This window comes from Paracoccus lichenicola (genome assembly GCF_009708075.1).
In the GTDB taxonomy this organism is placed as follows: domain Bacteria; phylum Pseudomonadota; class Alphaproteobacteria; order Rhodobacterales; family Rhodobacteraceae; genus Paracoccus; species Paracoccus lichenicola.
This window is the reverse complement of sequence record NZ_WMBT01000005.1, coordinates 202,076-228,280: the sequence shown is the minus strand read 5'-3', so window position 1 is coordinate 228,280 and position 26,205 is coordinate 202,076. Positions and strand designations below refer to the sequence as shown.

Sequence of the window (26,205 nt, the reverse complement as noted above, 5' to 3'; positions counted from 1 at the left end):
CTTACATCGACATGCAGGAATCTTCCTGCGCCGTGTATTCCTCGGACTTGTCGGCGCGTTCGCCGGGGCGGCCCCGCGGCAGTTCGTCCGTGCCCCGCGCCAGCAGATAGACATAGATGTCGTCGATATAGCACCAGACGTTCTTGTTGGTGCCAAAGGCCGGCATCACCAGGTTCGCGGCCGAATTCACGTCCTGCTTGCCCGAGGCGACGATTTCCTGGAAGGCATAGTAATCCATCCGCAGGACGGAATTCTTCAGCGCCGGCGCATAGGTCGAACCCTCGCCGTCGGGACCGTGGCAGACATGGCATTCGGCGGAATAGCGGCGGAAGCCGTTGAAGGTCGCGAAATCGACCACGCCGTTGTCGATCTTGTAGGTCGGGATCCCCTCGGCGTTGTACCAGCGGCCGTTTTCCTGCGTGGCGGGGGTGATGTCCATGCCGTTGGGAAGGGTGGTCGCGCCCTCGGCCATCGCGACGGGCGCGTCGCTTGCCCCGGATGCCGCCGGTTCCGCAGCCGCCGGGGCCGCGCCGGATGTCGCGGCTGCCGCGCCTGCGCCGGCCTCGGCAGGCGGGGGGGTGGGGGTCGTCGCGTCCTGCGCCAGGGCGGTCGTTGCCACGGATGCGGCAAGGGCCAGCGACGCAAGGCTGGTGATGGCGTTCATTGTCTCGTTCCTCCCGAAATTCAATTTACCCGTTCCTCCGCAGGTAAAACTCCCCCCGAGATTATCCTCGGGGGGAGGGTTTGATAGCGCAACTTTGCGTTAGCGGGCCGAAAGTATTAGCCGCTGGTGCCGCCTTCGGCAGGCGCCGGTTCCGCCGCAGGTTCGGCTGCGGCCGAAGCCTCGCCCGGCAGCTCGAACACCGTCAGCTGGCCGCCCAGTTCCGTGTAATCGGACAGCGCGGCATAGCCGCCCACGGCGCCCAGGCCTTCGTTCGGGTTGGTCAGGCCCGCCGCCAGACCGATCCCGGCCCAGCCACCGACGCCCGACAGGATGCCCACGTACTGCTTGCCGGCATGTTCATAGGTCATCACGTTGCCGATGATCCCGGACGGGGTCTTGAACTTGTAAAGCTCCTCGCCCGTTTCGGCATCGACCGCCTTCAGGAAGCCTTCCAGCGTGCCGTAGAAGACCACGTCGCCCGCGGTGGCCAGGGCGCCCGACCAGACCGAGAACTGTTCGGGCAGGGACCACTTGATCTTGCCCTCGACGTTGTCCCAGGCGATGAAGTTGCCCATGCCGCCATGGCTGTTGGGGGCCGGATACATCGACAGGGTGGCGCCGACATAGGGCTGGCCCGCGGTATAGGCGACACGGAACGGTTCATAGTCCATGCAGACGTGGTTCGTCGGCACGTAGAAGGTCTGGGTCTTGGGCGAATAGGCCGCAGGCTGCTGGTCCTTCGATCCAAGCGCCGCCGGGCAGACGCCGGTGGTGTTCTCGTCCTCGCCGTTCTGGGCGGTCGAGTATTCGGCCACGACCTGCGGGCGGCCATAGGTTTCCGAATTCGGATCCATGTCCACGCCGGTGGTCCAGTTCACGGCCGGATCGTACTTCTCGGCCACCAGCAGTTCGCCGGTTTCGCGGTCCAGGGTATAGCCCAGGCCGTTGCGGTCGAAATGCGTCAGCAGCTTGCGCGGCTGGCCGTCGATCTCCTGGTCGGTCAGGATCATCTCGTTGACGCCGTCGAAGTCCCATTCGTCATGGGGCGTCATCTGGTAGAACCACTTGGCCATGCCGGTGTCGGCATCGCGAGCCATGATGGTCATCGACCACCTGTTGTCGCCCGGCCGCTGCGACGGGTTCCAGGTCGAGGGGTTGCCGGTCCCGTAATAGATCAGGTTCAGCTCCGGGTCATAGGAATACCAGCCCCAGGTGGTGCCGCCGCCGATCTTCCACTGGTCGCCTTCCCAGGTCTTCAGGCTGCTGTCGGCGCCGATGGGCTTGCCCAGATGGGTGGTCTTTTCGGGATCGACCAGCATTTCCGCGTCCGGGCCGGTGGAATAGGCCTTCCACAGTTCCTTGCCGTCGGCCAGGCTGTAGGCGGTGACGCGGCCGCGCACGCCGTATTCGCCGCCCGAGACGCCGACGATCACCTTGTCCTTGACGGGCAGCACGGTCGCGGTGTTCGTCTCGCCGATGGCGGGATCGCCGGTCTTGACCTGCCATTTCACTTCGCCGGTCTTGGCGTCCAGCGCGACCAGGGTGGTGTCGGCCTGGTGGCTGATGATCAGCCCGTCGGCATAGGCCACGCCGCGATACACGGTGTCGCAGCACATGACGGCGATGACTTCGGGGTCCTGCTGGGGTTCATAGCGCCACAGGATCTTGCCGTCATTGGCCAGGTCCAGGGCGAAGATGTTGTTGGGGAAGGGGGTGTGGACATACATCACGTCGCCGATCACCAGGGGGCTGCCCTCGTGGCCGCGCAGCACGCCGGTCGAGAAGGTCCAGGCGACCCGCAGGTCGCCCACGTTCTCGCGGTTGATCTGGTCCAGTTCGGAATACCGGTGGTTGGCATAGTTGCCGGTCTGGATCGCCCATTGTTCCGGCTTGGCGATTTCCGCCAGGACGCTGTCGTTGGCATAGGCTGCCGCGCCCGAAAGAAGCAGCACGGCGACCGTGCTGTTCAGCAATCTTTTCATGAAGTGCTCCTCCGCTGTTGGAAGCGTGCGACAGGCTCCCTCCTCCCGTCGCCGTCCTAGCGTCACTCTTTGGTGCGCGCCTCCTTGCGTCAATGCGACGTTCTGGCACTTAGCCCTAAAGTCTTAGGGTGAATTGCCCAGGCGGTCGGGAATGATCGGCATCCCCTTACAGCAGGCGTTCGGCGTGCCACATCACGTGATCGGCCATGAAGCTTTGCACGAAGAAATAGCTGTGGTCATAGCCGGGCTGCATCCGGAACTGCCCCGGCTGGCGGCGCGCCATCATGGCATGGGCCAGCGCCTCGGGGCGCAGCTTGTCCAGGAACTGGTCGGCGCTGCCCTGGTCGATCAGCACCTCGCGCGGGAAGCCGCGTTCCGTCATCAGGACCGTGGAATCATGGGCGCGCCAGGTGCTGCGATCCTCGCCCAGATAGGCGGTCAGCTGTTTCTGGCCCCAGTCGGATTCGGTGGGGTTGGCGATGGGCGCGAAGGCCGACACCGACTTGTAGCGGTCGGGATGGGTCATGGCGATGGTCAGCGCGCCGTGGCCACCCATGGAATGGCCGGTGATGCCCATCGCCTCGCGGTCGATGGCGAAATTGTCGCCCACCAGTTCGGGCAGTTCGTGGACGATGTATTGCCACATCCGGTAATGCGGCGCCCACGGATCCTGCGTGGCATCGACATAGAAGCCCGCGCCCTTGCCCAGGTCATAGGCCTCGTCATCGGCCACGCCCTCGCCACGGGGCGAGGTGTCGGGAAAGACGATGGCGATGCCGGCTTCCGCGCACCACACCTGGGCTGCGGCCTTGGTCATGGCGTTTTCATGGGTGCAGGTCAGGCCGGACAGATACCACAGGACCGGCACCCGTTCATGGGCCACCAGTTCCGGCATGAAGACCGCGAAGGTCATGTCGGTGCCGGTCGATTGCGATGCGTGGCGGTAAACGCCCTGCGTGCCGCCGAAGCTGCGGTTTTCCGATACGGTTTCAAGCGTCATCCGACACCTCCAGGTTCTGAAACATGACCAGCCCATCGACCGGCCCAAGCGTGGGGTGACAAAACGCGCCCGGCAGGCGGCCGACAATGGCAAATCCGACCTTCTGCCACAAATGGACGGCATCGGCATTGGTCGCCACGACGAAGTTGAACTGCATCGCCGTGAAACCCTGCCCTGCCGCCCAGGATTTCGCGTGGTCCACCAGGGCGCGCGCGATCCCCCTGCCCCGCGCGTCGGGATGGGTGGCAAAGGAGGCGTTCGCCACATGCGACCCGCCGCCCGGACGATTCGCGCCGACATGGCTGGTCCCCAGGATCCGGCCGTCCATCACCGCCACGAAAGCCGTGAAGGGCGTGGCGAACCAGTCCGCCAGGGCGTCGTCGCGGGAAATGTCGCGCGGGATGCAATAGGTTTCCCCCGCGCGATAGACCGGCCTTAGAATCGCCCAGATGGCGTCATGGTCGGCGGCGGACGCGGGGCGGATGTCCACCCCGCCTCCCGTCATGCCAGTTCGTCCGCGCTGCGGATCACCTTGTTCAGCAACCCGTAATCCAGCGCCTCCTGCGTGTTCAGCCAGAAGTCGCGCTGCGTGTCCTTTTCGATCCGCTCGACCGGCTGGCCGGTGGCGTCGGCAAAGATCTGGTTCAGCCGGTCGCGCATCAGGCGCACCTGTTCGGCCTGGATCATCATGTCCGACGAGGTGCCGCCGATCCCGCCCGAAGGCTGGTGGATCAGGAAGCGCGTGTTGGGCAGGCAGTAGCGGTTTTCCTTTTTCGCCGCGACAAAGATCAGCGCGCCGGCGGAGGCCACCCAACCCGACCCGATGGTGCGGACATTGGGGCGGATGAACTTGATCACGTCATGGATCATGTCGCCCGATTCCACATGCCCGCCGGGGGACGAGATCAGCATGTTGATGGGCTTGTCGCTGTCTTCCGCCAAGGCCAGCAGATGCGCCACGGTGCGCTGCGCCAGCTTGTCGTTGATGGTGCCCGCGACGATCACCGTGCGCGACTTGAAGTACAGCTTGCCGATCTTGTCGCCTTCGGGCAGGCCCAGGCCGCCGTCCTTCTCGCCCTCGTGGCGCCGGTCGTCTTCCTCGGGTTCGTCGTCGTCGTCATCGTCCAGCCACTGGTGACGCATCGGCCTGCTCCTTTTATTCCTCATGGCGACGGCGGGACCATGGTCCCGCCGTTCCTTTACCTATGCAGGGATGAACGATCAGTAAAGGACGACCGAGCGGATCGACTCGCCCTTGTGCATCAGGTCGAAGCCCTTGTTGATGTCCTCCAGCGGCATGGTGTGGGTGATCATCGGGTCGATCTCGATCTTGCCGTCCATGTACCAATCGACGATCTTCGGCACGTCCGTGCGCCCCCGCGCGCCGCCGAAGGCCGTGCCCTTCCAGACCCGGCCCGTGACCAGCTGGAACGGACGCGTGCTGATTTCCGCGCCTGCCGCCGCCACGCCGATGATGACCGACTGGCCCCAACCCCGGTGCGTGCATTCCAGCGCGTCGCGCATCACCTTGGTGCTGCCGGTGGCGTCAAAGGAATAATCCGCGCCGCCGATCTGGTCGAAGGGGGTCTTGGTCATCTCGACGATATGAGGGACGATGCCGCCGTCTATTTCCCTGGGGTTGACGAAGTGGGTCATGCCGAAGCGTTCGGCCATTTCCTTCTTGTCGTTGTTCAGATCGACGCCGATGATCATGTCCGCGCCCGCCAGCCGCAGGCCCTGGATCACGTTCAGCCCGATGCCCCCCAGGCCGAAGACCACCGCCTTGGCGCCGATTTCCACCTTGGCGGTGTTGATCACCGCGCCGATGCCGGTGGTCACGCCGCAGCCGATATAGCAGATCTTGTCGAAGGGCGCGTCCTCGCGCACCTTGGCGACCGCGATTTCCGGCAGCACGGTGAAGTTCGAGAAGGTCGAGCAGCCCATGTAGTGATGGATCGGCGTGCCGTCCAGCATGCTGAACCGGCTGGTCCCGTCGGGCATCAGGCCCTGGCCCTGGGTCGCGCGGATCCGCGTGCACAGGTTCGTCTTGCCCGACAGGCAGGACGCGCATTCGCGGCATTCCGGGGTATAAAGCGGGATCACGTGGTCGCCCGGCCTGACCGAGGTGACGCCCGGCCCGACCTCGACCACGACGCCCGCGCCTTCATGGCCCAGGATCGCCGGGAACAGCCCTTCGGGGTCGTCGCCGGACCGGGTGAATTCGTCGGTGTGGCAGATGCCGGTGGCCTTGATCTCGATCATCACCTCGCCCGCCTTCGGGCCTTCGAGGTTCACCTCCATCACTTCCAGCGGTCGGCCAGCCTCAAGGGCCACGGCGGCACGGGTTCTCATCGTCAGTCTCCTATCCGTTCGGGCATTCTGTAAAGCCACAGGGGCCGCAAGGCGGCCCCCTGGTTGTGCGTGGGGTTCGCTTGTCCCGTCAAGCCGCCAGCTTGCCCGACCGCTTGGCGACATGGGTCGCGATGGCGTCCATCAAGGGCGGCGACAGCGCGTCATAGGGTTCCAGCCCCAGTTCGCGCAACCGCGCCCGGATGCCGTCCATCCGGGACGGATCGACGCCCGATTCGATGACGCTGCTGACGAAGGCCGCGAATTCCGGGGCCGACCAGCCGGCTTCGTCCGACAGTTCGGTGTGGACGAAATCTAGGCCGTAGAACGGGTGGTCCTTGTTCTCGATCCGGCCATACATGTGGACGCCGCAGCCCGTGCAGGCGTAACGTTGGATCGGCGCGTCCTTGTTGACCACCTGCAGCTTGTCGCCGTTTTCCAGAACCTGGACCGCGTCGCGCGACACGACGGCCACCTGGCTGAAGACCGCCCCGTCGGGCTTCCAGCATTTCGTGCAGCCGCAGACGTGGTTGTGCGCCGTCTGCGCGCCGACCCGGACCTTGACCGGGTTGGTCGCGCATTTGCAGGTCAGAACCCCGCCTGAAAAACTGGGATTGCCTTGCTTGATGCCGTTGTCCACGGCGGGGTGTATCTTCACCCCATCAGTGCTGGCCATGGTCCTTCCCCTCCCGATGAACCGAACGTGATGTCACCGTCGCGCCATCGGGAGTTTTCGGCAAGTCAGCGGAAGGTTGTAGCAGCCGCTTCAGCCGGCAGGCGTGGACGACACGCCGACCTTGGCCGGGCGCAGCAGCCGGTCGTGCAGGCGGAAGCCGTTGTCCATCACCTGGATGATCTCGCCCCGGTTGGTGCCGGGAACGGCGGCCTCGAACATGGCCTCGTGTTCGGACGGGTCGAACCTGTCGCCGGGCTTGGGGGTGATCACGGTGATGCCGTGCCTGGCAAAGACGTTGGACAGCTCGCGCAGGGTCAGTTCCACCCCCTCGATCAGGGCGGCGGCCGCGGCGCGCTGTTCGTCGCCCGCCGCATCCAGCGCGCGGGTCAGCGCGTCATGGACCGGCAAAAGGTCGCGGGCCAGGCGCGATCCGCCATATTGCTCGGCCTCGCGGCGGTCCTTGTCGGCGCGCTTGCGGGAATTCTCGGCATCGGCCAGGGCGCGCATGAACTTGTCGCGGAATTCGTCGCGCTCGGCCTGAAGCGCGGCGATCTCGTCCGCGGGATCGGCCAGCGGATCCGCCAGGATGTCGTCAAGGGGCTGTTCGTTTTGCTCGTTCATGGTCTTTCATCCTTTCCGGCCGGACAGAACCCGCCCGACCAGTTGCGCCGTGTAATCGACAATCGGCACGATCCGGCCATAGTTCAGCCGCGTCGGACCGATGACGCCCACCGCGCCTACAATCTTCCGGTCGGCATTCATATAGGGGGAAACCACCAGAGCGGAACCCGAAAGCGAAAAAAGCTTGTTTTCCGACCCGATGAAAATGCGCACGCCGTCGCCCTTTTCCGCCAGTTCCAGGAATTCCACGATGTCGCGCTTGCGTTCCAGGTCGTCGAACAGCACCCGGATGCGGTCCAGATCCGCGGCCTCCTGGTCCAAAAGGTTGGCGCGGCCCCGCACGATCAGGCGCGGATCGGTCGATTCGCCGTCCCACAGCGCCAGCCCCGACTGCACCAGTTCGGCCGCCAGCACGTCCAGTTCCTGTCTGCGCGCCGCGATTTCCCGCCCGATATGGCCGCGCAGTTCCGACAGGGTCTTGCCTTCGGCCATGGCGTTGAGGAAATTCCCGGCCTCTCGCATGGACGACGGCGTCTGGCCCACGGGCGGGGTGAACAGGCGGTTTTCCACATGCCCGTCGGCAAAGACCAGCACCACAAGCGCGCGGTCGGGACCCAGGCTCACGAATTCGATATGGCGGATCGGCGCCTCGTGCCGGGGCATCAGCACCAGCGACGCGCCGCGCGTGATCGTGGACAACGCCGTGCTGACCCGGTCCAGCAGCACGCCGGTGTCGGGATCGTCGTTGCCCAGCGTCTGGTCGATGGCGGCGCGGTCATGGGCGCTGACGGTATCGACCTCCATCATGCCATCGACGAACAGCCGCAGCCCCTGCTGCGACGGCATCCGCCCGGCCGAGGTGTGCGGGCTGTCCAGCAGCCCCATCAGTTCCAGATCCTGCATGACGTTCCTGACGGTCGCCGCGCTCAGCTTTTCGGACAGGGCGCGGGTCAGGGTCCGGGACCCCACGGGTTCCCCGGTTTCCAGATAGGTTTCGACCACGCGGCGAAAGATCTCGCGCGAGCGGTCGTTCATGTCCTGCAGGGGCGTCTTGTGGTCCATGTCCCTCGCGGGGTTGCGTGATGGGCCGCTGGGGCGGTATGGGGCGGGGGTCTTCGCGAAAAGGAAAACCCATGCGCCCGTCTGGCCGGAATCTAAGCCAAATGCGTCCGATTTCAATCGAAACCGGCGTGATGGCCCATGCCGAAGGGTCGTGCCTGATCCGCGTCGGCAAGACCCACGTCCTGTGCACCGCCTCATTGGAGGAAACGCCGCCGCGCTTCCTGAAGGGCACCGGCCTTGGCTGGGTGACGGCGGAATACGGGATGCTGCCGCGCGCCACCAACACCCGCAACCGGCGCGAGGCCGCCCAGGGCAAGCAATCGGGCCGCACCCAGGAAATCCAGCGCCTGATCGGGCGGTCCCTGCGCGCGGGCGTGGACCGCAGCGCCCTGGGCGAACGCCAGATCACCATCGACTGCGACGTGATCCAGGCCGACGGCGGCACCCGCTGCGCGTCCATCACCGGGGGATGGGTCGCGCTGCGGCTGGCGGTGAACAAGCTGCTGAAGGCGGGCGCGATCACCAGCGATCCGATCATGGATCATGTGGCGGCAGTCAGCTGCGGCATCTATGCGGGCCAGGCTGTCCTGGATCTGGACTATGCCGAGGACAGCGAGGCCGGGACCGACGGCAACTTCGTGCTGACAGGCGCGGGCCGTCTGATCGAGGTGCAGATGTCGGCCGAAGGCGCGACGTTCTCGCGCGACCAGATGGGGCAGCTTCTGGACCTGGCCGAGGGGGGCATGGCCGACCTGGTCGCGGCCCAGAAGGCCGCCGTGGCATGAGGCGCTTTGACGGCACCCGCCTGCTGGTCGCCACCCACAACGCGGGCAAGCTGGACGAGATGCGCGCCTTGCTGGCCCCCTATGGCGTCGAGGTCGTGGGCGCGGCGGATGCGGGCCTGCCCGAGCCGGAGGAGACCGAGACCACCTTCGTCGGCAACGCCCGCATCAAGGCCCGCGCCGCCGTTCAGGCGACCGGCCTGCCCGCCCTGTCGGACGACAGCGGCATCTGCGTGGATGCGCTGGACGGCGCGCCGGGCGTGCATACCGCCGACTGGGCGGAAACCGGCCAGGGCCGCGACTTCCGCATGGCGATGAAGCGCACCTGGGACGAACTGGAGGCGAGGGGCGCCCCCGCCCCCAGGACCGCGCAATTCCGCTGCACGCTGGTGCTGATGTGGCCCGACGGCCATGACGAGGTCTTCGAGGGCGTGTTGCCCGGTCAGGTCGTCTGGCCGCCGCGCGGGGTTGAAGGCCATGGCTACGACCCCATCTTCATGCCCGACGGGCACGGCGTGACCCTGGGGGAAATGCCGCCCGCGATGAAGAACAGCCTCAGCCACCGGGCGCGGGCGGTGGAGCGGATGATAAGGGGCAGCTTTGCATAGGATCTCGACCGGATCGCCTTTCGAGGCGGCCATGGGCTATAGCCGCGCCGTTGTTAAGGGCGGTTGGTGCTTCGTGTCGGGCGTTACCGGTTACGATTACGCCACCATGACCATGCCCGAGGATCCGGCCCGGCAGGCGCGCAACTGCTTCGCCACCATCTTCAAGGTTCTAAAGGAAGCGGGCTTCGTCCCGGACGACATCGTGCGCGTGCAATACACCGTCACCGACGCCGCCCTTGTGGACGCGATCACCCCCGCCCTGGGCGAGGCCATGGGCGCCATCCGCCCCGCCGCCACCATGGTCGTCGCGGGCCTGATCCGGCCCGAGATGAAGGTGGAAATCGAAGTCACGGCGATGCGCGCATGATGATGCCGGGGCCGGACAGCTTTGCCGAGGACTGGCGGGCGGGGGGTTTCGGCCTTTACGTCCACTGGCCCTTTTGCGCGGCCAAGTGCCCTTATTGCGACTTCAACAGCCATGTCGCGCCCGCCGTTGACCAAGCCCGCTGGGCTGCTGCCCTGTCGTCGGAAATCGCCCGGCTGGCGGGGGAAATGCCGGGGCGGCACCTGGGCAGCATCTTCCTGGGCGGCGGCACGCCGTCGCTGATGGAACCCGAAACGGTGGATGCCGTGCTGCGCGCCGCCCGCGCCGCCTGGGGATTTGCCAACGACATCGAGATCACGCTGGAAGCCAACCCTACCAGCGTCGAACGGGGCCGCTTCCAGGGCTTTGCCGAGGCGGGCGTGAACCGGCTGTCCATGGGGATCCAGGCGCTGAACGACGCCGACCTGCGCCGTCTGGGGCGGATGCATTCGGTGGCCGAGGCGCGCGCGGCCTTCGATGTGGCGCGGTCTTGCTTCGACCGGGTCAGCTTCGACCTGATCTATGCCCGCCAGGTCCAGACGCGGGACGCCTGGCGCGCGGAACTGCGCGAGGCTCTGGCAATGGCCGTGGATCACCTGTCGCTGTATCAACTGACCATCGAGCCGGGCACCGCCTTCGGCGCGCGCGCTGCGGCGGGCAAGCTGCGGGATCTGCCCGACGACGATCTGGCCGCGGACATGTATGGGGAAACGCAGGACATCTGCGAGGCGGCGGGGATGGCGGGCTACGAGACCTCGAACCACGCGCGTCCGGGTTCGGAAAGCCGCCACAACCTGGTCTATTGGCGTCAGGGCGATTGGGCGGCGGTCGGTCCCGGTGCGCATGGGCGCGTCACCCTGCCCGGCGGGCGTTACGCCACCGAGGCGCACCGGGCGCCGGGCGCCTGGCTGGATGCAGTCGAACGCCAGGGAACGGGCGAGTCGCTGCGCGAGTTGGTGCCGATGGACGAACAGGCGACCGAATATCTGCTGATGTGCCTGCGATTGAGCGAAGGTCTGGACGAGGCCCGCTATGCCCGCCTGTCGGGCGCCCCCCTGGATGAAGGCGCGATCACCCGGTTGGCCGAGCTGGGCATGGTGGAACGGCAAAATGGACGGCTGCGCACTACCCGCGCGGGCCGCCCGCTGCTGAACGCCATCCTGCGCGAACTGGCGGCCTGAGATGCGTCCCTTGTGGTATGCCGCCGGACTGATCGCCCTAGCCCTGGGCATCATCGGCATCGCCCTGCCCGTCCTGCCCACCGTGCCCTTCCTGCTGCTGGCGGCGGCGGCCTTCGCGCGCAGCAGTCCGCGCCTGGAACGGCGGATCCTGAACCACCCGACCTATGGACCCCCCGTGCGGGCCTGGCGCGAACGCGGCGCGATCAGCCGGCTGGCGAAGATCTGGGCGACAGTGGCCATGGCCTGCGGGGTGGGCTTCAGCCTGTTCGTCGGAATGCCGCTGTGGGTCGTTGCCATGCAGGCCATGATCTGCACCGCCATCGCCGCCTTCGTGGTGACGCGGCCGGAGGCCTGACCCATGACCCCCCTCCCCCTCGCCGACCAGATCGCCGGCCTGGACGCCGTCGCTCTGGCCCGCCGCCTGATCGGCGCGACGCTTCTGGTCCGCGGCGCGGGCGGCACCATCATCGAGACCGAGGCCTATGGCCGCGACGACCCGGCCTCGCACAGCTTTCGCGGCCCGACAGTGCGCAACGCCTCGATGTTCGGCCCGGCGGGGCACGCCTATGTTTATCGCTCCTACGGCATCCACCTGTGCCTCAACGTCGTTGCCCGCCCGGGCGAAGCGGTGCTGATCCGCGCCCTGGTCCCCACGACCGGCGTGGATCTGATGGAAGAACGACGCAACAGCACCCTGCTGTGCAACGGTCCCGGCCGCCTGACCCAGGCCTTGGGCATCCGGCCCGAGGATGACGGCGCCCCCTTCGACGGCACGGACCTGTCCATCACCCTGTTCCCGGCCATCCCCGCCCTGCTGGCAGGCCCGCGCATCGGCATCAGCCGGGCGCAGGATCTGCCCTGGCGCTTCGGCCTGGCGGGCGCCCGGGGCCTCAGCCGCCCCTTTCCCCCGCAGGCGGTCAACCCGTGACGGGCCGGTCCACCATCACCAGCCCGTCATCGGCCAGGGGCCGCTGCAATGCGCGGGCGACGGACCAGTCGGCCGACATCCACATCTCGATCTCGTCCGGCTCCGTCAGGATCACCGGCATGGCCTTGGGGTGGATGGGTTCCACCACCCCGTTCGGCTCGCAGGTGAGAAAGGCGAACAGCTGATGCGCGCCCGGGCGCGGGGTCTTCATCGACCCGCGGGTGCCATGCCACGGCGTCCAGATGCCCGCGAAGAAGAACAAGGGCTGCGTCTCGTCCGTGGCAAACCAGTGCAAGGGCTTGCGCTTCGTCGCCGGGTCGGGCCTTTGCGCGTATTCGGAAAAGGCCGTCGCGGGCACCAGGCAGCGGTTCCCCACCCCCAGCCAACGCCGCCAATGCGGGCTGGCGGTGTTGCGGATGTTGGTCACGCCCGTGTCGGGCGCGTCCCGCCCCTTCAGGAACTGCGGCGGCGTGGGCATTCCCCAGGTCAGCCGGGCCAGTTCGCGCCCCTGGGCCGTGTTGCGCACCACCGGGGCGGGACGGTCGGGATAGATGTCGAGACCGGGTTCCAGGTTGCCCAAGGCATCGCGCAGGACGCCGGCGATGTCCCGGATCGCCTGCTGGTTGGTGGTCAGGTTATACAGGTTGCACATGGCCGGACTCCTTGGGTTGCGACCCCATAACGCGGGCCGTCCCCTGTGCGTGCCGCGCCCGCCGCAGGATCAGTCCGCGGTCTGGAAGCTCAGCAGATCCGCGCTGATGGTGCAACGCAGGCCGTCCGGCGCATAGTCCGTCACCACCTCGCAATCGGCGGTGCCCGACAGGCCCGCCTCGATCAGGCGCGAACCCGACCCGAAGCTTTCGGGCTGGCAGACCGGGGGACCGCCCTCCTCGGTCCAGGTCAGCACGAAGCGGTCGGTGCCGCGGGCGGAGCGGGCGGTTTCCCAGGCGATGCGGACGGTTCCGGTGTCGCCCGACAGCGCGCCGTATTTGGCGGCGTTTGTCGAAAGCTCGTGCAGGATCAGCGACAGCGACAGCGCGGGGCGCGCGGCGACGGCCAGGGCCGGTCCCTCGGCCCGCAAGCGCGTCCCGCCATGGTCGTGCAGCACCAGGACCTTCTGGACGATCTCCTCGACCGTGGTGCTGCTTGTGCGCCCTTCGATCAGGATGTCGTGGGCGCCCGACAGGACCCGGATCCGCTCGCTCAGCACCCTGGTGGCCGAGGCGAGGTCGTCGGCCGACCGCAGCGTCTGGTTGACGATGGCCTGGATCATCGCCAACTGGTTCTTCATCCGGTGGCTCAGCTCGCCCAGCAGCATCTGCCGCCGCTGATCCTCGTCCACGCGTTCGGTGACATCGATGGCCTGGACGAAGATGCCGTTGATCGTCCCGGAATCGTCGCGGATCGGGTGATACAGGAAATCCAGGAAATGCTGCCGGGGCGTGGCCTCGGGATGGCTTTGCAGCGCGATCGGGATATGGCGCCCGACATGGGATTCGCCGGTCCGGTAAACCCGGTCCAGGATGTCGATGAAGCCCTGGCCCACCACCTCGGGCAGGGCCAGCCGCACGGGCTTTCCGATCACGTCGCGGTTGCCGACAAGCCGCAGGTAATCGGAATTGGCAAAGCGGAAGATGTGGTCCGGCCCGCTGAGAAGCGCCACCGCGCCAAGCGCCACCTCGAAGATCTGCAGGAATCCGCTGCGCTCGACCCGTTGGGCGTCGCGCAGGGCGACGGCGCGGGTGGTTTCGGTGCAGGGGCAGAACATGCCCAGCACGGCGCCGGACCGGTCGCGCACGGGCGTATAGGAAAAGGCGAAGTTCGCCTTTTCGGGATAGCCGTTGCGGTGCAGCGTGAACGCGATGTCCTCCATCGAGGTGCTGATGCCGTCATAGGCCGCCGCGATGATCGGCTCGATCCGGTCCCAGACATCGAACCACAATTCCCGGAAGGGCCGGCCCAGGGCGGCGGGATGGCGCTGCCCGCACATGGCCGCATAGGCGTCGTTGTACAGCGTGATCCGCTGGGGTCCCCAGACGATCAGCATCGGCTGGGCCGACACCAGGGCCATGCCCACCAGCACGGCCAGTTCGTCCGGCCAGCCCGACGGGAGGCCAAGCGGATTGCAGGCCCAGTCCAGCCCGCGCAGCAGCGCACCACATTCTCCGCCGCCTTGCAGGATCGGCTCTTTCTCGGCGTCCGTCATGTCACACTGGAAATCGAACGTTTTCCGTTTCCTAGACGGGGTTTCGGCCCGCCGCCACTAAACTTTTCTTAGCGGGACCTTGGCCCTGGCGGGATGCCGCCCCGGCGGCCCGGAAAGGACCGGTCCGAAAGGGGCGCCGGCGGCCCGCCGCGGTCTTTGCGGCAGCCGCCCTTTCCCGGCACGGCCGGGCGGACCGGTCGAAGGGGAAAACCGCCGGCAGGCAACCCGGATCTTGCGCGCGCATGACGATAACGCCGATGTCAGGGAACGCTTGGTCCGGACTCTCGTTGTGTTGCGCAGGCTACGGGGGAAAGACATGCCCGAGGATCAGAAAACCACATTCCTTCCGATCATCGAGGAGACGGTGTCTCTGACGACCCGGAAGGTTGCGACCGGACGGGTGCGCATCGCCACCCGGACCGAGTCCGTCGACCAGGTCCTTCCTGCCCACCTGTCCAGCCTGGATGTCGAGGTGGTCAGGGTTCCTGTCGGTCGCAAGATCGAGACGGTGCCGCAAACCACAACCGAGGGCGACCTGACCATCATCCCCGTGGTCGAGGAGCGGCTTGTCGTCACGCGGGAACTGTATCTTCTCGAGGAGGTTCATGTTCGCCGCGTCGAAAGAACGGAAACCGTCGAGATACCGGCGACCACCCGTCGCCAGACCGTCCAGATCGACCGTCTTCCGCCCCAGGGCGAGGACGCAGATCCGGCCCAATCCCAAAACAAGGACGATCAAGATGACCTATGACAACGAAGTCGGCACCACTGGAACGACCTCCGTTTCGGCCCTCTTTGACAGCGAGGCGGATGCGCAGCGTGCCGTTGACAGGCTTGTGCAGGCAGGCATTTCCCAGGGCAATATCCGCATGGTGGCGGGCGGGTCCGGCACGGGCGCGACCACCGGCATGGGCACGGCGGCCATCACCGGCACGGACAATCGCGACAAGGGCTTCTGGGACAGCCTGGGTGACTTCTTCTTCCCCGACGAGGATCGCTATGCCTATGCCGAGGGGCTGTCGCGCGGCGGCTATCTGGTGACGGTGACGGGCCTGTCCGCGTCCCATTACGACACCGCCCTGGACATCCTGGACGACGAGGGCAGCATCAACCTGGACGAGCGCGAGCAAAGCTGGCGTTCGGAAGGCTGGGGCGGCTACGAATCCAGCACCTATGCCGGCGGAGCCAGCACGCCCACGATGACCGGCTATGAAGGCGCAAGCCTGCAGACCGACCGCGATGTCACGCGCGATCTGGACACCACGCATGGCGACGAGACGATCCCGATCATCGAGGAACGCCTGCGGGTCGGCAAGCGCGAGACCGCCCATGGCCGCGTCCGCGTCCGTGCCTACACGGTCGAGCAGCCGGTCAATGAAAGCGTCGATCTGCGCGAGGAGCGCGTCGAGATCGAGCGCCGCCCCGTGGACCGCCCGCTCGAGGCCGGGGACGTGGCCTTCCAGGACCGCACCATCGAGGCCGAGGAATACCGCGAGGAAGCCGTGGTCCAGAAGGAAGCCCGCGTGGTCGAGGAGATCGGGTTGCGCAAGACCAGCGACACCCATCGCGAAACGATCTCGGACACGGTCCGCCGCACCGAGGTCGAGGTCGAGGATGACCGGACGGCCCTGGATCGCACCGATCTGGACCGCAACAAGACCTGACGGCCTTCTTGCCGCATTCACGGATCCCCGCGCCTTGGCGCGGGGATTTTTCATGTCTTGCCGTTGTCCAGGCCCGCGACCGGACAGCCGCGCCGGATCAGGATCAGCCCAGGCCCAGCTTGCCGCGCAGGGTTGCCAGATCCTCGGCCAGCGTGTTGACCTTGGCCGACAGGATGTTGCGGTCGCTGTCGGTCAGCTCCTCATAGGACACGAAGCCGCCCTCGGGCGTCTCGTACTTGGCCAGCACCTCCCTGACCGCCTGGAAGTTGCCGTCCACCTTGGCGACGAAATCGGCCTCGCCGTCCGCGATCAGGGGGCGGAACAGCGTGTAGATCTTTTCCGCGCCCTCGAAATTCGCGTCGAAATCCCACAGGTCGGTGCGGCTGTAGCGGTCTTCCTCGCCCGAGATCTTGGTGGCCGCGACCTCCTCCATCAGCACGGCCGCGCCGCCCACCACCACTTCGGGCGGAAAGGTCAGCGCGGTGATGCGGCTGTCCAGTTCGCGGATGTCGGCCAGCAGGCGGTCGGCATGACCCTCCAGCCCCTGTGTCGAGCCTTCGGACCACAGCCCGTATTCGATGCGGTGAAAGCCGGTAAAGCCCGGGTCCTGTTCGGCCTTTTCATAGTCGTCGGCGCGGGCGTCGATCGACACGTCCAGATCCGAGAACAGCTCGGCGATGGGTTCGACCCGCTCATAGCTGGTGCGGGTCGGCGCGAACAGCGCCTTGGCCTTGTCCAGGTCGCCCGCCTTGATCGCGGCCGTGAAGGCCTCGGCATCGCTCACCAGTTGCGCGGTGTTTTCGGCCACGAAGATCTTGTAGTCGGACAACGGCCCGACAAGGTCCAGCGACGGGTCTGCCGCCAGCGCGGGACCGGCAAGCGCAAGGCCCAGGGCCGTGCTGCGAAGGAAGGGGGAGATCATGGCGTGTTCTCCGGTTGGGATCGTCCAGGGGGTTGGCTGGGCGGTCAGGTCCGCCGGGCTGCATCGACAAGCGCCCGGCCCAGATAATCCGCCTTGTCGCGGACCCCGGGCAGGGCAAAGAAATACCCGCCGCCGACGGGCTTGACGTACTCCTCCAGCGGCTCGCCGTTCAGGCGGTTCTGGACGGCGATGAAGCCCGCTTCCAGGTCGGCCTGGTAGCAGATGAACAGCAGGCCCTGGTCCAACTGGCCGTTGGGCAGCACGCCGCGCGAATAGTTGAAGGGACGGCGCAGCATCAGGTGGCGCTGGCTTTCCGCATCGCGCGGGTTGGCCAGCCGGATATGGGCGTCATGCGGGATCGCGCGCCCTTCGGGATCGGCGGCATAGTCGGGCACGTGGTGTTCGGTGGCGTCGGGGTTGTCCAGCGGCGCGCCCGACATCTTGGTGCGGCCGAAGATGCGTTCCTGTTCGACCAGCGGCGTGCGGTCCCAGCGTTCCACCATGTTGCGGATGATGCGCACGGCCTGATAGCTGCCGCCTTGCGCCCAGCCGGGTTCATGCGGCCCCGTGGTCCAGACGATCCGGTCCATCAGCGCCGCATCGTTTGAATCGGGGTTGGCCGATCCGTCGCGGAAGCCCAGGAAGTTGCGCGCGCTTGGCGTGGCGCCACGGGCGTCGGCGAGGACGGGGGGCACGTCGCCCTCGACCATCCAGCGCAGGACCAGGAATTCCGACAGGGTCTTCACAATGTCGCGCAGGGCGTGGATGGTGCTGTCGGGGTGATTGGCGCAGAACTGGATCGACAGGTCGCCATGGCACAGATCCGGGTCCAGCGCGTCGTTCGGAAACTGCGCCATGCGCTGCAACCGGGCGGGCTTCAGGCCGGCAAGCCAGGGCCGGTTCTCGAAGAGGGACGCGCCCAAGGCCACGGTGATCGTCAGGTTGTCGGGCTGGATCACCGGTCCCAGCAGGCCGGAATCGGCGGGGGGCAGGGCCGGATCCAGGTCGGGGACCGGGCCGCCTTCCGTCAGGAACCGCGCCCGGTCGGTCAGAAGCCGCAGCATCCGTTCCAGATCGTCCAGCGAGGTCGCCACCACGTCGAAGGACGCCACCAGCCCGTTTTCCGGGCGCGGCGTGGTGATGCCCGCCTGATGCGGCCCGTGGAACGGCACGCGGCGGGCGGTGTCGCGGGGTTCCGCCGCGGGCGCGTCGCTGACCTGGGGCACGGGGCCTTGCGCCCGCGCGGCCAGGGCAAGGCCGCTGGCGCCCAGGGCCAGAAGAACGGCGCGGCGGTTGGGGGCAAGGTGGCGCATCTCAGTTGATCCCGATCACCGGCTGCATCCGGTCCAGCGCCGTTTGCAGCGCGGTCAGCGACCCGGCCAGTTGCTGCCGCCGGTCATCCGTCACCTGGTCATAGGCGGGCCAAGCGTCGCCCTGCTTCAGGCTGGCCAGATCCCGTTCCGCCTTGTCCTGCGCGGCGCCGATGTCGCCTTCCAGGCCCGGATCGACGCCCGCCAGGACCGGCCGCAGCAGGCCGGTCAGCTTGCCGATCCCGTCCAGGCTGGCCTGCAATTCGTCGAGGTCGTTTCCGGCATAGCGGTTCTCGCCCGCGGGAACGTGGGCGGTGGCAAGCTGGCCCGCCATCGCGCCGGGCAGGCCGATCAGCAAGGCCGGGTCGATCTCCACCGCCTTCAGGCGGGCGGACAGATCCGTCAGGTCGGCCACCAGCCGGTCGGCAACGGGTGCCAGGCCGTCGGTGCTGTTCTGCCCGAACAGCCCGTATTCCAGCCGGTGATAGCCGGTAAAGCCCGGGTCGCCTTCCTGCCCCGCCAGATAGACCGCGTTCGGGTCGATGGCGTTTTCCAGATCCGCCATGCGCGAGGCCAGCGGCTCGATCTGGCGATAAGGGATGCGGGCGGCCTTCCACGCGGCCTGCGCAGCGGCCAGATCGCCCGCCGCGATGGCCTCGCGCAGCGCCTCGGCCGCCTTCACGGCCTTGGCGGACTGCAGGACCAGATAAACGCGGTATTCCGACAGCGGCCCCAGGAACTTGCGCAACGTTACCTCGGACGCGGCCACCGCCGCCTCGTCCGAGGGGGTGACGTGCAGCGTGCCGCGCGGGTTCGACAACAGCCCGCAGGTGATGGCGTAATCGCCGGGCGCAAGCTGCACGGTCAGGGTCTGGCGAAAGCCGGGGGCGATGTTCTCGCGCTCGGCCACGACCATCACGCCGTCGAGGATTTCCCATTCGATCGGGCGGTCGGACGCGTTCACGATCCGGAAGCTGCGGTTGCCGCCGGGGACCGTGATGTCCCGCGGATCGCAGGTCTCGGCGCCGACGCTGACGGTCATGTCGGCCGGGGCCTCGGGGTTGGCGGCGGCATTGCGCTGCGTGGCATACCAGAAGGCGCCGCCGCCCGCGACGACCAGCATGGCGGCGGCTGCGACGGCAAGGCCAAGGCCCGTGCGGGGGGGATGCGTGTCGGTCATGATCAGGTCTCGGCCGGTTGGCGCCGTGGCGCGGCGCGGGGCGCATCGGGGCGCAGGAACAGGAACAGGGTCACGGCCAGAAAGACGGCATAGACCGCGGCCTCGCCCAGGGTGGGCGCCTCGCGATAGCCCAGGATGCCCGCCAGCACCGTGCCCAGCGGGCCGGTTTCGGGCAGGACATGGCTGATGTCATAGGCGCGCGCCTGCAGGCCGTTCCAGATCCCGGCCTCGTGCAGGGCCTTCAGCGACCCGGCCAGCAGCCCGCCGGCGACCAGCAGGATGAAGACGCCCGTCCAGCGGAAGAAGCGCCGCAGATCCAGCCGCAGCGCGCCCGCATAGATCGCCCAGCCGATCCCGGCGGATGCAAGCACCCCCAGCAACGCCCCCAGCGGCGCCATGGCGTCGCGGCTTTGCTGGAAGATCGCCAGCAGGAAGAAGACCGATTCCAGCCCCTCGCGCGCGACGGCCAGGAAGACCATGCCGATCAGCGCCCAGGCACCGCCCTGCACGGCGGCATCGACCGAATCGTGCAATTCGCCCTTGATCGACCGCGCGGCGCGGCGCATCCAGAAGACCATCCAGACCAGCACCGCCACGGCCACGAAGCCGATCACGGCCTCGATCAGTTCCTGCGCCTTTTGCGGGAAGGACGCGCTGGCAAGCTGCAGGGCGGCGCCCGCGAACAGGGCGGTGGCGACGGCCAGGAAGATGCCGATCCAGACGGCGGGCAGCCAGGCGGCGCGGCCGGTCTGGCGCAGGTATCCCGCGATGATGCCCACGATCAGCGCGGCCTCCAGCCCCTCGCGCAGCATGATGAGAAAGGGTGCGACCATGGCGTCTCCTCCGCTGTGTCGCGGCGGCACCGGGGCAGATCTCCGGCGGCGCCGTGTCGCGGCATTATCCTGACGGGCCAAGGCTGCCCGCCCGGCGTTCACTATGCGATCTGTCGCACAAGTCAATCCAGATTGATTGCATCAGGTATTGAATGGCGCGGGCTTGCGTCCTTTCGACGCAGGCTGCGGCAGTCCGCGGCGGATCAGTCCCCTGCCCCCGGACCCTGCAGGCCGGGCGGCGGCACGGAATCGGCATCCGGGTCCCTGCCCTGCCTGCGGTCCAGAAGGCGCATGATGGGCGTCACCGTCAGCCCGTGCATCAGGACGGACAGAAGGACCACCAGACCCACGATGGCCCACAGCCGCTCGGCCCCCGCGACCTCCATGTGGTTCAGGCCATAGGCCAGATAGTAGAAGGATCCCACCCCCCGGATGCCGAAAAAGGCGATGGTCAGCTTTTCGGCCCGCGCGGCGGGGAAGCCCCAGAGGCCCGCCAGCCCCGTGACCGGCCGGATCACCAGCAGGATGACCCCCGCCGCCGCGACATCCGCCCAGGACAGCCCCTCCAGCAGGCCCCGGGCCAGCGCGCCCCCGAACAGCAGCAGCAGCACCATCATCGCCAGACGCTCGATCTGTTCGGTAACGTCGTGCATCTCGCGGTGGAAATCATGGCTGCGATGGGCATGGCGGAAGGTCAGGGCGGTGACGAAGACCGACAGGAAGCCATAGGAATGGATGATCTCGGTCAGGCCATAGGACACGAAGGTGGCCGCCAGCGCGATCAGCCCGTCGCCGGTCTGCGCAAGCTTGGTTTCGGCCGGGATGCGGAAGGTGACCCAGCCGAAGGCCCGGCCGATCAGCCAGCCGCCCGCGACGCCCGCGCCGATCTCCCACAGGACGTTGTAGGACAGCCATTTCGCGGCCCAGGGTTCGCCCGTGGCGGCGGCCAGGGCCAGGGCGATGGCCAGATGGACAAAGGGAAAGGCCGCGCCGTCGTTCATGCCCGCCTCGGAGGTGAGGCCGAAGCGCACTTCGTCCTCCTCGCCGCTCTTGGGCGGGCCGACCTGCACGTCGGACGCGAGGACCGGATCGGTCGGCGCCAGCACCGCGCCCAGCAGCAGCGCCACGGGCCAGGGCAGGCCCAGCCATGTCCCGGCCAGAACCGTGATGGCCACGATGCTGAGCGGAAGCGTGACAAGGATCAGCCGCCAGGTCACCTCCCAGCGGCGCAGTCCGAACACCCGGTCCAGCTTCAGCCCCGCCCCCATCAGCGCGATGATCACCACGAATTCGGTGAAGCGTTCGGTGAACTCGGGCCAGTCCAGGGGCGAGGGGTCCAGCCCCACCCCCGGCCACGAGAACAGCGCCGCCCCCAGGCCGATGCAGACGATGGGCAGCGACAAGGGAAGCCGCCGCAGCGCCAGGGGCAGCCAGGCCACCAGGGCGATCAGGAAGCCTGCGCCGGTCAGGACCAGAATGTAAGGGTCGGGCTGGAGAAAGCTTGCCATCGCCATCAACGCGGGCCGGCGGGTTTTTGCTCCCGCCGGGAAAAGCCGGCCATGCCGATCCTGGTGCCGGAGGCGGCCGTCTCGCCAAACTGTGACCGCTCGTGGCGTGACTTGCGGCCTTGCGCGCCGTTATCTCGGATCGTCATGACATCCTGCGTGGAGAGCCGATGGACGACCCCCTCGCGACGGCAGACCGTTCCGGCGACCGCTATGCGCGGGAACTGGAACGGCATCTCGATTGGCTCGATACCTTCAGCTCGACCGCGCTTGGCGTGCTGGCGGCGGCATCGGGGATCTATACCTATCTGGGGGTGCGCACGCTGCTGGACGATCCGGGCGTCTGGACGACCTTCGCGGCGCTGTCCTATTCCATCGCGGTGTCCGTGGGGATCTTCGTCTTCTGGTCCTACATGCTGCGGCTTTTGCCCGCCGTGCGGACGGCCTCGGCGCGCGGCGGGCTTTTGCTGACCATGGCGCTTGGCTGCGTCGCCATCATCGCCATGTCGTCCTGGCTGAACGCCGCCGCCCTGGCCGGGGGCGCGGCGGTGGAAACGCACATGGCGGCCACCGTGCAGCAGTATCAGGCCGCCCTGGAACGCGCCCATGCCAATGCGGTCGCGGGCCAATCGCTGTCGCGCGACGTGGCCCGGGTGCGCCAAAGCTTTTCCGACCTGTCGGAACAAGAGGCGGGCGGCACCCTGTCGGGCTTTTCAGGGCGCGGCGCGGTGTTCCGCGTGCTGACCCAGAAGGGGTCCGAGCTTCAGGCCCTGGAAGACCAGATGACCGGCGTGACCCAGCCGATCGAGGAGGCCTTTGCCCAAGGCAACACCGTCCTGGCCCGGATGCGCAGCCTGTCGGTGGAACCCGGCGGGATCGAGGCCCGCACCGTCCGCTTTTCCGAGGATGCCGTGCAACTCTCCGGCCTGATCACCCAGATGCGCCAGTTGAACCCCGCGCCGCTGGTCGCGCGGGCGGCGCAGGATCTGGCCGACGCGGTGGTCCTGCCCGAACTGGACGGCGGCACGGCCGACGTGCGGGCGGGGCAGAACAGCACCATCAGTTCCGTCCTGTCGCTGGTGGAACAGCGGGCCGCCACCCTGACCACGGCGGCGAACGAGGTCCTGGCCCTGCCGCAGCCGTCCGAGGCGATCTATGCGCCCATGTCGGCGGCGGATGCGGTGATCGCCTATGCGGGCAATTTCATCCCGGCCTGGGCGGGCGCGATCTCCATCGACCTGCTGCCGGCGGTGCTGGTCTTCATCATCATGGTGGTGCAATCCGCGATCCGCGGCGGGCGGGGCGAGACGCTGACCGACGACCGCATGACGGTGGGCGAATTGCGCGCGGCCCTGGCGGCGGCGGATCTGCTGCGCCAGCCCGCCGGACCCGCACCCGCCGATCCGCCGCGCGCGCTGATCCGGCCGGGGGAATAGCCGTGGGGCTGTTCTCGACCCCGCAGGGGGCGATCCGGGCCGTGCTGCTGTCGCAGGTGCTGATGGGGGGCGCGATCGTGGCGCTGGATCTGCGGGGCACGCCCGGCACGCCCGCGCCGGGCCTGTTCGCGCCGCCCGCCCAGGGACCGGCGGTCCGCCCTTATCGCCCCGACCTGCGCGCCCCCGAACCCGGCGCGCCGGCCATGCGGCCCATGCCCGAGGCGCTGGAGTTTGCCGCCGAAGGGGACGCGATCCGCATCGCGGGCCAGATCGCACCGGGCGATGCCGACCGCTTCGCCACATGGCTGGACCGGAACCGGCCTTCCGGGACGCGGGTGTCGCTGGACAGTTCGGGCGGGTCGGTCGGCGATGCCCTGGCCATCGGCCGCACGATCCGCGCGGCGGGATACGATACCGAGGTCGCGGACGGCGCGGTCTGCCTGTCGGCCTGCCCCTATATCCTGGCCGGCGGCACGAACCGGCAGGTCGCGCCGACCGGGGTGGTCGGCGTCCACCAGCACGATTTCGGCAAGAACACGATCCTTCCCGCCTTCATGGCCATCCGCGACGTGCAGCGCGGACAGGCGGGGGTCATGGATTACCTGGCGGACATGGGCGTGGACCTGCGGCTGATGTCATACGCCCTGCGCACCCCGCCCGAGGAGATCAACATCCTGACCCCGGACGTGATGGCCGACTTGGGGCTGGTCAGCGGCTAGGGTGTTGCGCGCAGCGGCGGCGCGGGATGGTTCCGTGCCGTCCCGTTGTCCTACCCCATGACCTTTGCCAGCGCCCCGTCGATGGCATCGGTGATGCGGTCGATGTCGTCCGGGGTGGCGATCAGGGCGGGCGACAGGCACAGCGTGTTGTTCAGCCCGGGCAAGGACCGGTTGGTGGCGCCGATGATCACGCCTTGCGCCAGGCACTCGGCCACCACCGCCTGCACGCGGCGCTCGTCCAGCGGTTCCTTGCTGGCGCGGTCCGCCACCAGCTCGGCCCCGCAGAACAGCCCCTTGCCGCGCACGTCGCCGATCACCGGATGCTTGTCCTGCAAGGCCCGCAGGTTGGCCAGCACCCGCGCGCCCATGGCGGCGGTGTTCTCCAGCAGCCCCTCGTCCTCGATGATGCGCATGTTTTCCAACGCTGCCACCGGACCCGCCGTGCAGCCCCCGAAGGTCGAGATGTCGCGGAAGTAGCCCATCGGGTCCGAGGCGTCGTCCTTGAACTGCTCGAACACGGCTTCCGTCGTCACCGTGCAGGAAATCGCCGCATAGCCCGAGGCCACCCCCTTGGCCATGGTCACGATGTCGGGCCGAATGCCGTAGTGCTGGTATCCGAACCAGGTGCCGGTGCGGCCAAGCCCGCAGACCACCTCGTCGAGGTGCAAAAGGATGCCGTACTTGCGGCAGATCTCCTCCACCCGCGGCCAATAGCCCTCGGGCGGCACGATCACGCCGCCGCCCGCGGTGATCGGCTCCAGCACCAGGGCGCCCACGGTGTCGGGACCCTCGCGCAGGATCACCTCCTCGATGGCGTCGGCGGCCCGCTCGCCATAATGTTCCACGTCCCACTGCGCCCGGTATTCGAGGCAATGGGGCACCCGCACGAAGCCGTCGGGGTATGGCCCGTATTGCGCCGCCCGCTGGTCCTGCCCCGAGGTCGCCAGCGTGCCGATGGTGGTGCCGTGATAGTCGCGGTCGCGATACAGGATCTTCCACTTGCGCCCGCCGTGCTGGCGGTGGGCGATCTGGCGGACCATCTTGTAGGCCTTCTCGTTGGCCTCGGAGCCGGAGTTCGAGTAATACACCCGGCTCATCCCCGGCATCTTCCGGGTCAGCCGTTCCGCGAACAGCGCCGCCGGCACGTTGCCTGCCGCCCCCGCGTAGTAGTTGAGTTTCACGAGCTGGTCGCGCACCGCATCGGCGATGGAGGTGCGGCCGTAGCCCACGTTGACCGTCCACACGCCGCCCGACACCGCGTCCAGGTATTCGCGCCCGGTCACGTCCCACAGCCGCATCCCCTTGCCTTCCACGAAGACGCGCGGATCGGCGGTCTCGTATTGCTTGTGCTGGCTCAGGTGGTGCCAGACATGCGCGCGGTCGGCCGCGACAACGTGGGACAGGTCGTTCGGGGGAAGGTCGAGGGACATCGGAAAGCTCCGGGGGTGAAGGCGCGGGTGGGCCGGGCGGTGCGAGGCAGAATCCACGAAACCCCGTTCCCCCGCAAAACGCAAGAACCCTTGGCAGGACAAGCCCCCCTTGAACGCTCATCCGGCCGGGTCCGCGTCGCGCAAGGCCGCGATCACCTCGGCGTCGGCGACCTGCGCGAAATCGCGGTAATGCAGCCCGACCGCCCGGAAAGGGTCGGGGATGCGCAGGCAGATCACCTCGTCGGCGGCGGCCCGCAGGCTGTCCAGGGCCTCGCGTGCCGCCACGGGGACGGCCACCACGATGCGGGCGGGATTCTGCCGGGCCAGTCCCAGCAAGGCCGCCCGCATGGTGGCACCCGTGGCGATGCCGTCATCGACCACGATCGCCAACTTTCCCGCGACCGGAACGGGTTTCCGCCCGCCCCCGTAAAGCCGCCTGCGCCGCTTGATCTCCTCCAGCAGGCGCGGCACCTCGGTCTCCAGATAGCTGTCGGGCGCGGCAAGGCGGGGCGGCACGTCGCGGTTCATCACCACCTGCGGCTTGTCCCCGTCCACGACCGCGCCGATGGCGAATTCGGGATTGTCCCGCGCCCCGATCTTGCGCACGAACAGCAGATCCAGCGGCGCGGCCAGCATCCGCGCCACCGGCAGCGCGACCGGCACGCCCCCGCGCGGCAGGGCCAGGACCACGCAATCCTGCCCCTGACAGGACATCAGGCGGTGGGCCAGCAGCGCCCCGGCCTCGGCGCGGTCGGCAAAGAGGCGGTCGTCCAGCCCACCCAT

Annotated in this window: 28 protein-coding genes and 1 pseudogene; 10 read left to right on the top strand and 19 right to left on the bottom strand. The window is 67.9% G+C overall.

Annotation, left to right across the window (positions count from 1 at the left end; translation table 11 throughout):
• Position 1: 1 nt before the first annotated feature.
• The 9 genes and pseudogenes from GIY56_RS10980 to hrcA form a co-directional block, all read right to left on the bottom strand.
• The gene (locus tag GIY56_RS10980; protein WP_154764876.1) at positions 2–664 is read right to left on the bottom strand and encodes a c-type cytochrome, methanol metabolism-related; all 663 of its coding nucleotides are present in this window, start codon (positions 662–664) and stop codon (positions 2–4) included.
• Between the two features lie 185 nt (positions 665–849).
• A pseudogene (locus GIY56_RS10975) lies at positions 850–2,646 on the bottom strand (methanol/ethanol family PQQ-dependent dehydrogenase); the annotation flags it as partial.
• Positions 2,647–2,812: 166 nt separating this feature from the next.
• Positions 2,813–3,646, bottom strand: coding sequence for an S-formylglutathione hydrolase (gene fghA, locus GIY56_RS10970; RefSeq protein WP_154764874.1), 834 nt, complete (start codon positions 3,644–3,646; stop codon positions 2,813–2,815).
• Positions 3,636–4,151, bottom strand: a complete 516-nt coding sequence (locus GIY56_RS10965; RefSeq protein ID WP_154764873.1) for a GNAT family N-acetyltransferase — start codon at positions 4,149–4,151, stop codon at positions 3,636–3,638. Before GIY56_RS10965 ends, fghA begins: the two co-directional genes overlap by 11 nt.
• On the bottom strand, positions 4,148–4,789 hold the full coding sequence (locus GIY56_RS10960; protein WP_154764872.1) for an ATP-dependent Clp protease proteolytic subunit: 642 nt from the start codon (positions 4,787–4,789) through the stop codon (positions 4,148–4,150). Before GIY56_RS10960 ends, GIY56_RS10965 begins: the two co-directional genes overlap by 4 nt.
• Before the next feature lie 78 nt (positions 4,790–4,867).
• On the bottom strand, positions 4,868–5,998 hold the full coding sequence (locus GIY56_RS10955) for an S-(hydroxymethyl)glutathione dehydrogenase/class III alcohol dehydrogenase (RefSeq protein ID WP_154764871.1): 1,131 nt from the start codon (positions 5,996–5,998) through the stop codon (positions 4,868–4,870).
• 88 nt (positions 5,999–6,086) lie between these two features.
• Positions 6,087–6,671 carry an S-(hydroxymethyl)glutathione synthase gene (gfa, locus tag GIY56_RS10950; protein ID WP_154764870.1) on the bottom strand — a complete coding sequence of 195 codons (585 nt, stop codon included), beginning with the start codon at positions 6,669–6,671 and terminating at the stop codon, positions 6,087–6,089.
• A 90-nt stretch (positions 6,672–6,761) separates the two neighbouring features.
• Positions 6,762–7,292 carry a nucleotide exchange factor GrpE gene (locus tag GIY56_RS10945; RefSeq protein ID WP_154764869.1) on the bottom strand — a complete coding sequence of 177 codons (531 nt, stop codon included), beginning with the start codon at positions 7,290–7,292 and terminating at the stop codon, positions 6,762–6,764.
• Between the two features lie 6 nt (positions 7,293–7,298).
• The gene (hrcA, locus tag GIY56_RS10940; RefSeq protein WP_154764868.1) at positions 7,299–8,354 is read right to left on the bottom strand and encodes a heat-inducible transcriptional repressor HrcA; all 1,056 of its coding nucleotides are present in this window, start codon (positions 8,352–8,354) and stop codon (positions 7,299–7,301) included.
• A 71-nt stretch (positions 8,355–8,425) separates the two neighbouring features.
• Here hrcA and rph point away from each other — a divergent pair, with 71 nt between their 5' ends.
• Genes rph through GIY56_RS10910 form a run of 6 tightly spaced genes read left to right on the top strand, consistent with a single transcriptional unit; the run spans position 8,426 to position 12,217 of the window.
• Positions 8,426–9,139 (top strand): ribonuclease PH, encoded by a 714-nt coding sequence (rph, locus tag GIY56_RS10935; protein ID WP_154764867.1) that lies wholly within the window; start codon positions 8,426–8,428, stop codon positions 9,137–9,139.
• Positions 9,136–9,744 (top strand): RdgB/HAM1 family non-canonical purine NTP pyrophosphatase, encoded by a 609-nt coding sequence (gene rdgB, locus GIY56_RS10930; RefSeq protein ID WP_154764866.1) that lies wholly within the window; start codon positions 9,136–9,138, stop codon positions 9,742–9,744. The genes rph and rdgB overlap by 4 nt, the downstream gene beginning before the upstream one ends.
• Positions 9,737–10,111, top strand: a complete 375-nt coding sequence (locus tag GIY56_RS10925; RefSeq protein WP_154764865.1) for a RidA family protein — start codon at positions 9,737–9,739, stop codon at positions 10,109–10,111. The genes rdgB and GIY56_RS10925 overlap by 8 nt, the downstream gene beginning before the upstream one ends.
• Before the next feature lie 2 nt (positions 10,112–10,113).
• Entirely contained in the window at positions 10,114–11,289 is a 1,176-nt protein-coding gene (gene hemW / locus GIY56_RS10920; RefSeq protein ID WP_196053610.1) for a radical SAM family heme chaperone HemW, read from the top strand.
• Position 11,290: 1 nt separating this feature from the next.
• Positions 11,291–11,644 (top strand): YbaN family protein, encoded by a 354-nt coding sequence (locus GIY56_RS10915; protein ID WP_154764863.1) that lies wholly within the window; start codon positions 11,291–11,293, stop codon positions 11,642–11,644.
• A gap of 3 nt (positions 11,645–11,647) precedes the next feature.
• A complete protein-coding gene (locus GIY56_RS10910) occupies positions 11,648–12,217 on the top strand; it encodes a DNA-3-methyladenine glycosylase (protein WP_154764862.1) in 570 nt (189 codons plus the stop codon).
• Here GIY56_RS10910 and GIY56_RS10905 read toward each other — a convergent pair.
• Entirely contained in the window at positions 12,207–12,869 is a 663-nt protein-coding gene (locus GIY56_RS10905; protein WP_154764861.1) for an SOS response-associated peptidase, read from the bottom strand. The two genes, GIY56_RS10910 and GIY56_RS10905, sit on opposite strands and share 11 nt — an antisense overlap.
• 69 nt (positions 12,870–12,938) lie before the next feature.
• Entirely contained in the window at positions 12,939–14,423 is a 1,485-nt protein-coding gene (locus GIY56_RS10900; RefSeq protein ID WP_154764860.1) for a PAS domain-containing protein, read from the bottom strand.
• A 316-nt stretch (positions 14,424–14,739) separates the two neighbouring features.
• Here GIY56_RS10900 and GIY56_RS10895 point away from each other — a divergent pair, with 316 nt between their 5' ends.
• A complete protein-coding gene (locus tag GIY56_RS10895; RefSeq protein ID WP_154764859.1) occupies positions 14,740–15,174 on the top strand; it encodes a YsnF/AvaK domain-containing protein in 435 nt (144 codons plus the stop codon).
• Positions 15,164–16,087: a YsnF/AvaK domain-containing protein gene (locus tag GIY56_RS10890; protein WP_154764858.1), complete on the top strand. Its 924-nt coding sequence runs from the start codon at positions 15,164–15,166 to the stop codon at positions 16,085–16,087. The genes GIY56_RS10895 and GIY56_RS10890 overlap by 11 nt, the downstream gene beginning before the upstream one ends.
• A gap of 103 nt (positions 16,088–16,190) precedes the next feature.
• Here GIY56_RS10890 and efeO (GIY56_RS10885) read toward each other — a convergent pair whose 3' ends face one another.
• The 6 genes from efeO (GIY56_RS10885) to GIY56_RS10860 all read right to left on the bottom strand — a co-directional run bounded on the left by efeO (GIY56_RS10885) (position 16,191) and on the right by GIY56_RS10860 (position 21,986).
• Positions 16,191–17,009, bottom strand: a complete 819-nt coding sequence (gene efeO / locus GIY56_RS10885; protein WP_154764857.1) for an iron uptake system protein EfeO — start codon at positions 17,007–17,009, stop codon at positions 16,191–16,193.
• Positions 17,010–17,053: 44 nt separating this feature from the next.
• Positions 17,054–18,322, bottom strand: a complete 1,269-nt coding sequence (efeB, locus tag GIY56_RS10880) for an iron uptake transporter deferrochelatase/peroxidase subunit (RefSeq protein ID WP_154764856.1) — start codon at positions 18,320–18,322, stop codon at positions 17,054–17,056.
• A gap of 1 nt (position 18,323) precedes the next feature.
• A complete protein-coding gene (efeO, locus tag GIY56_RS10875) occupies positions 18,324–19,499 on the bottom strand; it encodes an iron uptake system protein EfeO (RefSeq protein ID WP_154764855.1) in 1,176 nt (391 codons plus the stop codon).
• 2 nt (positions 19,500–19,501) lie between these two features.
• Positions 19,502–20,332: an iron uptake transporter permease EfeU gene (gene efeU / locus GIY56_RS10870; protein ID WP_154764854.1), complete on the bottom strand. Its 831-nt coding sequence runs from the start codon at positions 20,330–20,332 to the stop codon at positions 19,502–19,504.
• A 203-nt stretch (positions 20,333–20,535) separates the two neighbouring features.
• Positions 20,536–21,846 (bottom strand): cation:proton antiporter, encoded by a 1,311-nt coding sequence (locus tag GIY56_RS10865; protein WP_230312442.1) that lies wholly within the window; start codon positions 21,844–21,846, stop codon positions 20,536–20,538.
• A complete protein-coding gene (locus tag GIY56_RS10860) occupies positions 21,846–21,986 on the bottom strand; it encodes a hypothetical protein (protein ID WP_154764853.1) in 141 nt (46 codons plus the stop codon). Before GIY56_RS10860 ends, GIY56_RS10865 begins: the two co-directional genes overlap by 1 nt.
• Positions 21,987–22,007: 21 nt before the next feature.
• Between GIY56_RS10860 and GIY56_RS10855 the strand changes: the two genes are divergently transcribed.
• Entirely contained in the window at positions 22,008–23,273 is a 1,266-nt protein-coding gene (locus GIY56_RS10855) for a hypothetical protein (protein ID WP_230312440.1), read from the top strand.
• A gap of 2 nt (positions 23,274–23,275) precedes the next feature.
• A complete protein-coding gene (locus tag GIY56_RS10850) occupies positions 23,276–23,992 on the top strand; it encodes a COG3904 family protein (RefSeq protein ID WP_328288513.1) in 717 nt (238 codons plus the stop codon).
• Between the two features lie 50 nt (positions 23,993–24,042).
• Here GIY56_RS10850 and tpa read toward each other — a convergent pair whose 3' ends face one another.
• Positions 24,043–25,422 carry a hypotaurine--pyruvate aminotransferase Tpa gene (tpa, locus tag GIY56_RS10845; protein ID WP_154764852.1) on the bottom strand — a complete coding sequence of 460 codons (1,380 nt, stop codon included), beginning with the start codon at positions 25,420–25,422 and terminating at the stop codon, positions 24,043–24,045.
• A 117-nt stretch (positions 25,423–25,539) separates the two neighbouring features.
• On the bottom strand, positions 25,540–26,205 hold the full coding sequence (locus GIY56_RS10840) for a phosphoribosyltransferase (protein ID WP_154764851.1): 666 nt from the start codon (positions 26,203–26,205) through the stop codon (positions 25,540–25,542).

Coding starts and splice junctions, on each gene's coding strand:
- efeB (WP_154764856.1), bottom strand. CDS start 18,322: ATGCGCCACCTTGCCCCCAACCGCCGCGCCGTTCTTCTGGCCCTGGGC.
- GIY56_RS10915 (WP_154764863.1), top strand. CDS start 11,291: ATGCGTCCCTTGTGGTATGCCGCCGGACTGATCGCCCTAGCCCTGGGC.
- GIY56_RS10895 (WP_154764859.1), top strand. CDS start 14,740: ATGCCCGAGGATCAGAAAACCACATTCCTTCCGATCATCGAGGAGACG.
- GIY56_RS10855 (WP_230312440.1), top strand. CDS start 22,008: ATGGACGACCCCCTCGCGACGGCAGACCGTTCCGGCGACCGCTATGCG.
- GIY56_RS10840 (WP_154764851.1), bottom strand. CDS start 26,205: ATGGGTGGGCTGGACGACCGCCTCTTTGCCGACCGCGCCGAGGCCGGG.
- GIY56_RS10890 (WP_154764858.1), top strand. CDS start 15,164: ATGACCTATGACAACGAAGTCGGCACCACTGGAACGACCTCCGTTTCG.
- GIY56_RS10865 (WP_230312442.1), bottom strand. CDS start 21,846: ATGGCGATGGCAAGCTTTCTCCAGCCCGACCCTTACATTCTGGTCCTG.
- GIY56_RS10960 (WP_154764872.1), bottom strand. CDS start 4,789: ATGCGTCACCAGTGGCTGGACGATGACGACGACGACGAACCCGAGGAA.
- fghA (WP_154764874.1), bottom strand. CDS start 3,646: ATGACGCTTGAAACCGTATCGGAAAACCGCAGCTTCGGCGGCACGCAG.
- GIY56_RS10860 (WP_154764853.1), bottom strand. CDS start 21,986: ATGACGATCCGAGATAACGGCGCGCAAGGCCGCAAGTCACGCCACGAG.
- GIY56_RS10980 (WP_154764876.1), bottom strand. CDS start 664: ATGAACGCCATCACCAGCCTTGCGTCGCTGGCCCTTGCCGCATCCGTG.
- rph (WP_154764867.1), top strand. CDS start 8,426: ATGCGCCCGTCTGGCCGGAATCTAAGCCAAATGCGTCCGATTTCAATC.
- hemW (WP_196053610.1), top strand. CDS start 10,114: ATGCCGGGGCCGGACAGCTTTGCCGAGGACTGGCGGGCGGGGGGTTTC.
- gfa (WP_154764870.1), bottom strand. CDS start 6,671: ATGGCCAGCACTGATGGGGTGAAGATACACCCCGCCGTGGACAACGGC.
- tpa (WP_154764852.1), bottom strand. CDS start 25,422: ATGTCCCTCGACCTTCCCCCGAACGACCTGTCCCACGTTGTCGCGGCC.
- GIY56_RS10945 (WP_154764869.1), bottom strand. CDS start 7,292: ATGAACGAGCAAAACGAACAGCCCCTTGACGACATCCTGGCGGATCCG.
- GIY56_RS10905 (WP_154764861.1), bottom strand. CDS start 12,869: ATGTGCAACCTGTATAACCTGACCACCAACCAGCAGGCGATCCGGGAC.
- GIY56_RS10910 (WP_154764862.1), top strand. CDS start 11,648: ATGACCCCCCTCCCCCTCGCCGACCAGATCGCCGGCCTGGACGCCGTC.
- efeO (WP_154764855.1), bottom strand. CDS start 19,499: ATGACCGACACGCATCCCCCCCGCACGGGCCTTGGCCTTGCCGTCGCA.
- GIY56_RS10965 (WP_154764873.1), bottom strand. CDS start 4,151: ATGACGGGAGGCGGGGTGGACATCCGCCCCGCGTCCGCCGCCGACCAT.
- efeU (WP_154764854.1), bottom strand. CDS start 20,332: ATGGTCGCACCCTTTCTCATCATGCTGCGCGAGGGGCTGGAGGCCGCG.
- efeO (WP_154764857.1), bottom strand. CDS start 17,009: ATGATCTCCCCCTTCCTTCGCAGCACGGCCCTGGGCCTTGCGCTTGCC.
- hrcA (WP_154764868.1), bottom strand. CDS start 8,354: ATGGACCACAAGACGCCCCTGCAGGACATGAACGACCGCTCGCGCGAG.
- rdgB (WP_154764866.1), top strand. CDS start 9,136: ATGAGGCGCTTTGACGGCACCCGCCTGCTGGTCGCCACCCACAACGCG.
- GIY56_RS10900 (WP_154764860.1), bottom strand. CDS start 14,423: ATGACGGACGCCGAGAAAGAGCCGATCCTGCAAGGCGGCGGAGAATGT.
- GIY56_RS10955 (WP_154764871.1), bottom strand. CDS start 5,998: ATGAGAACCCGTGCCGCCGTGGCCCTTGAGGCTGGCCGACCGCTGGAA.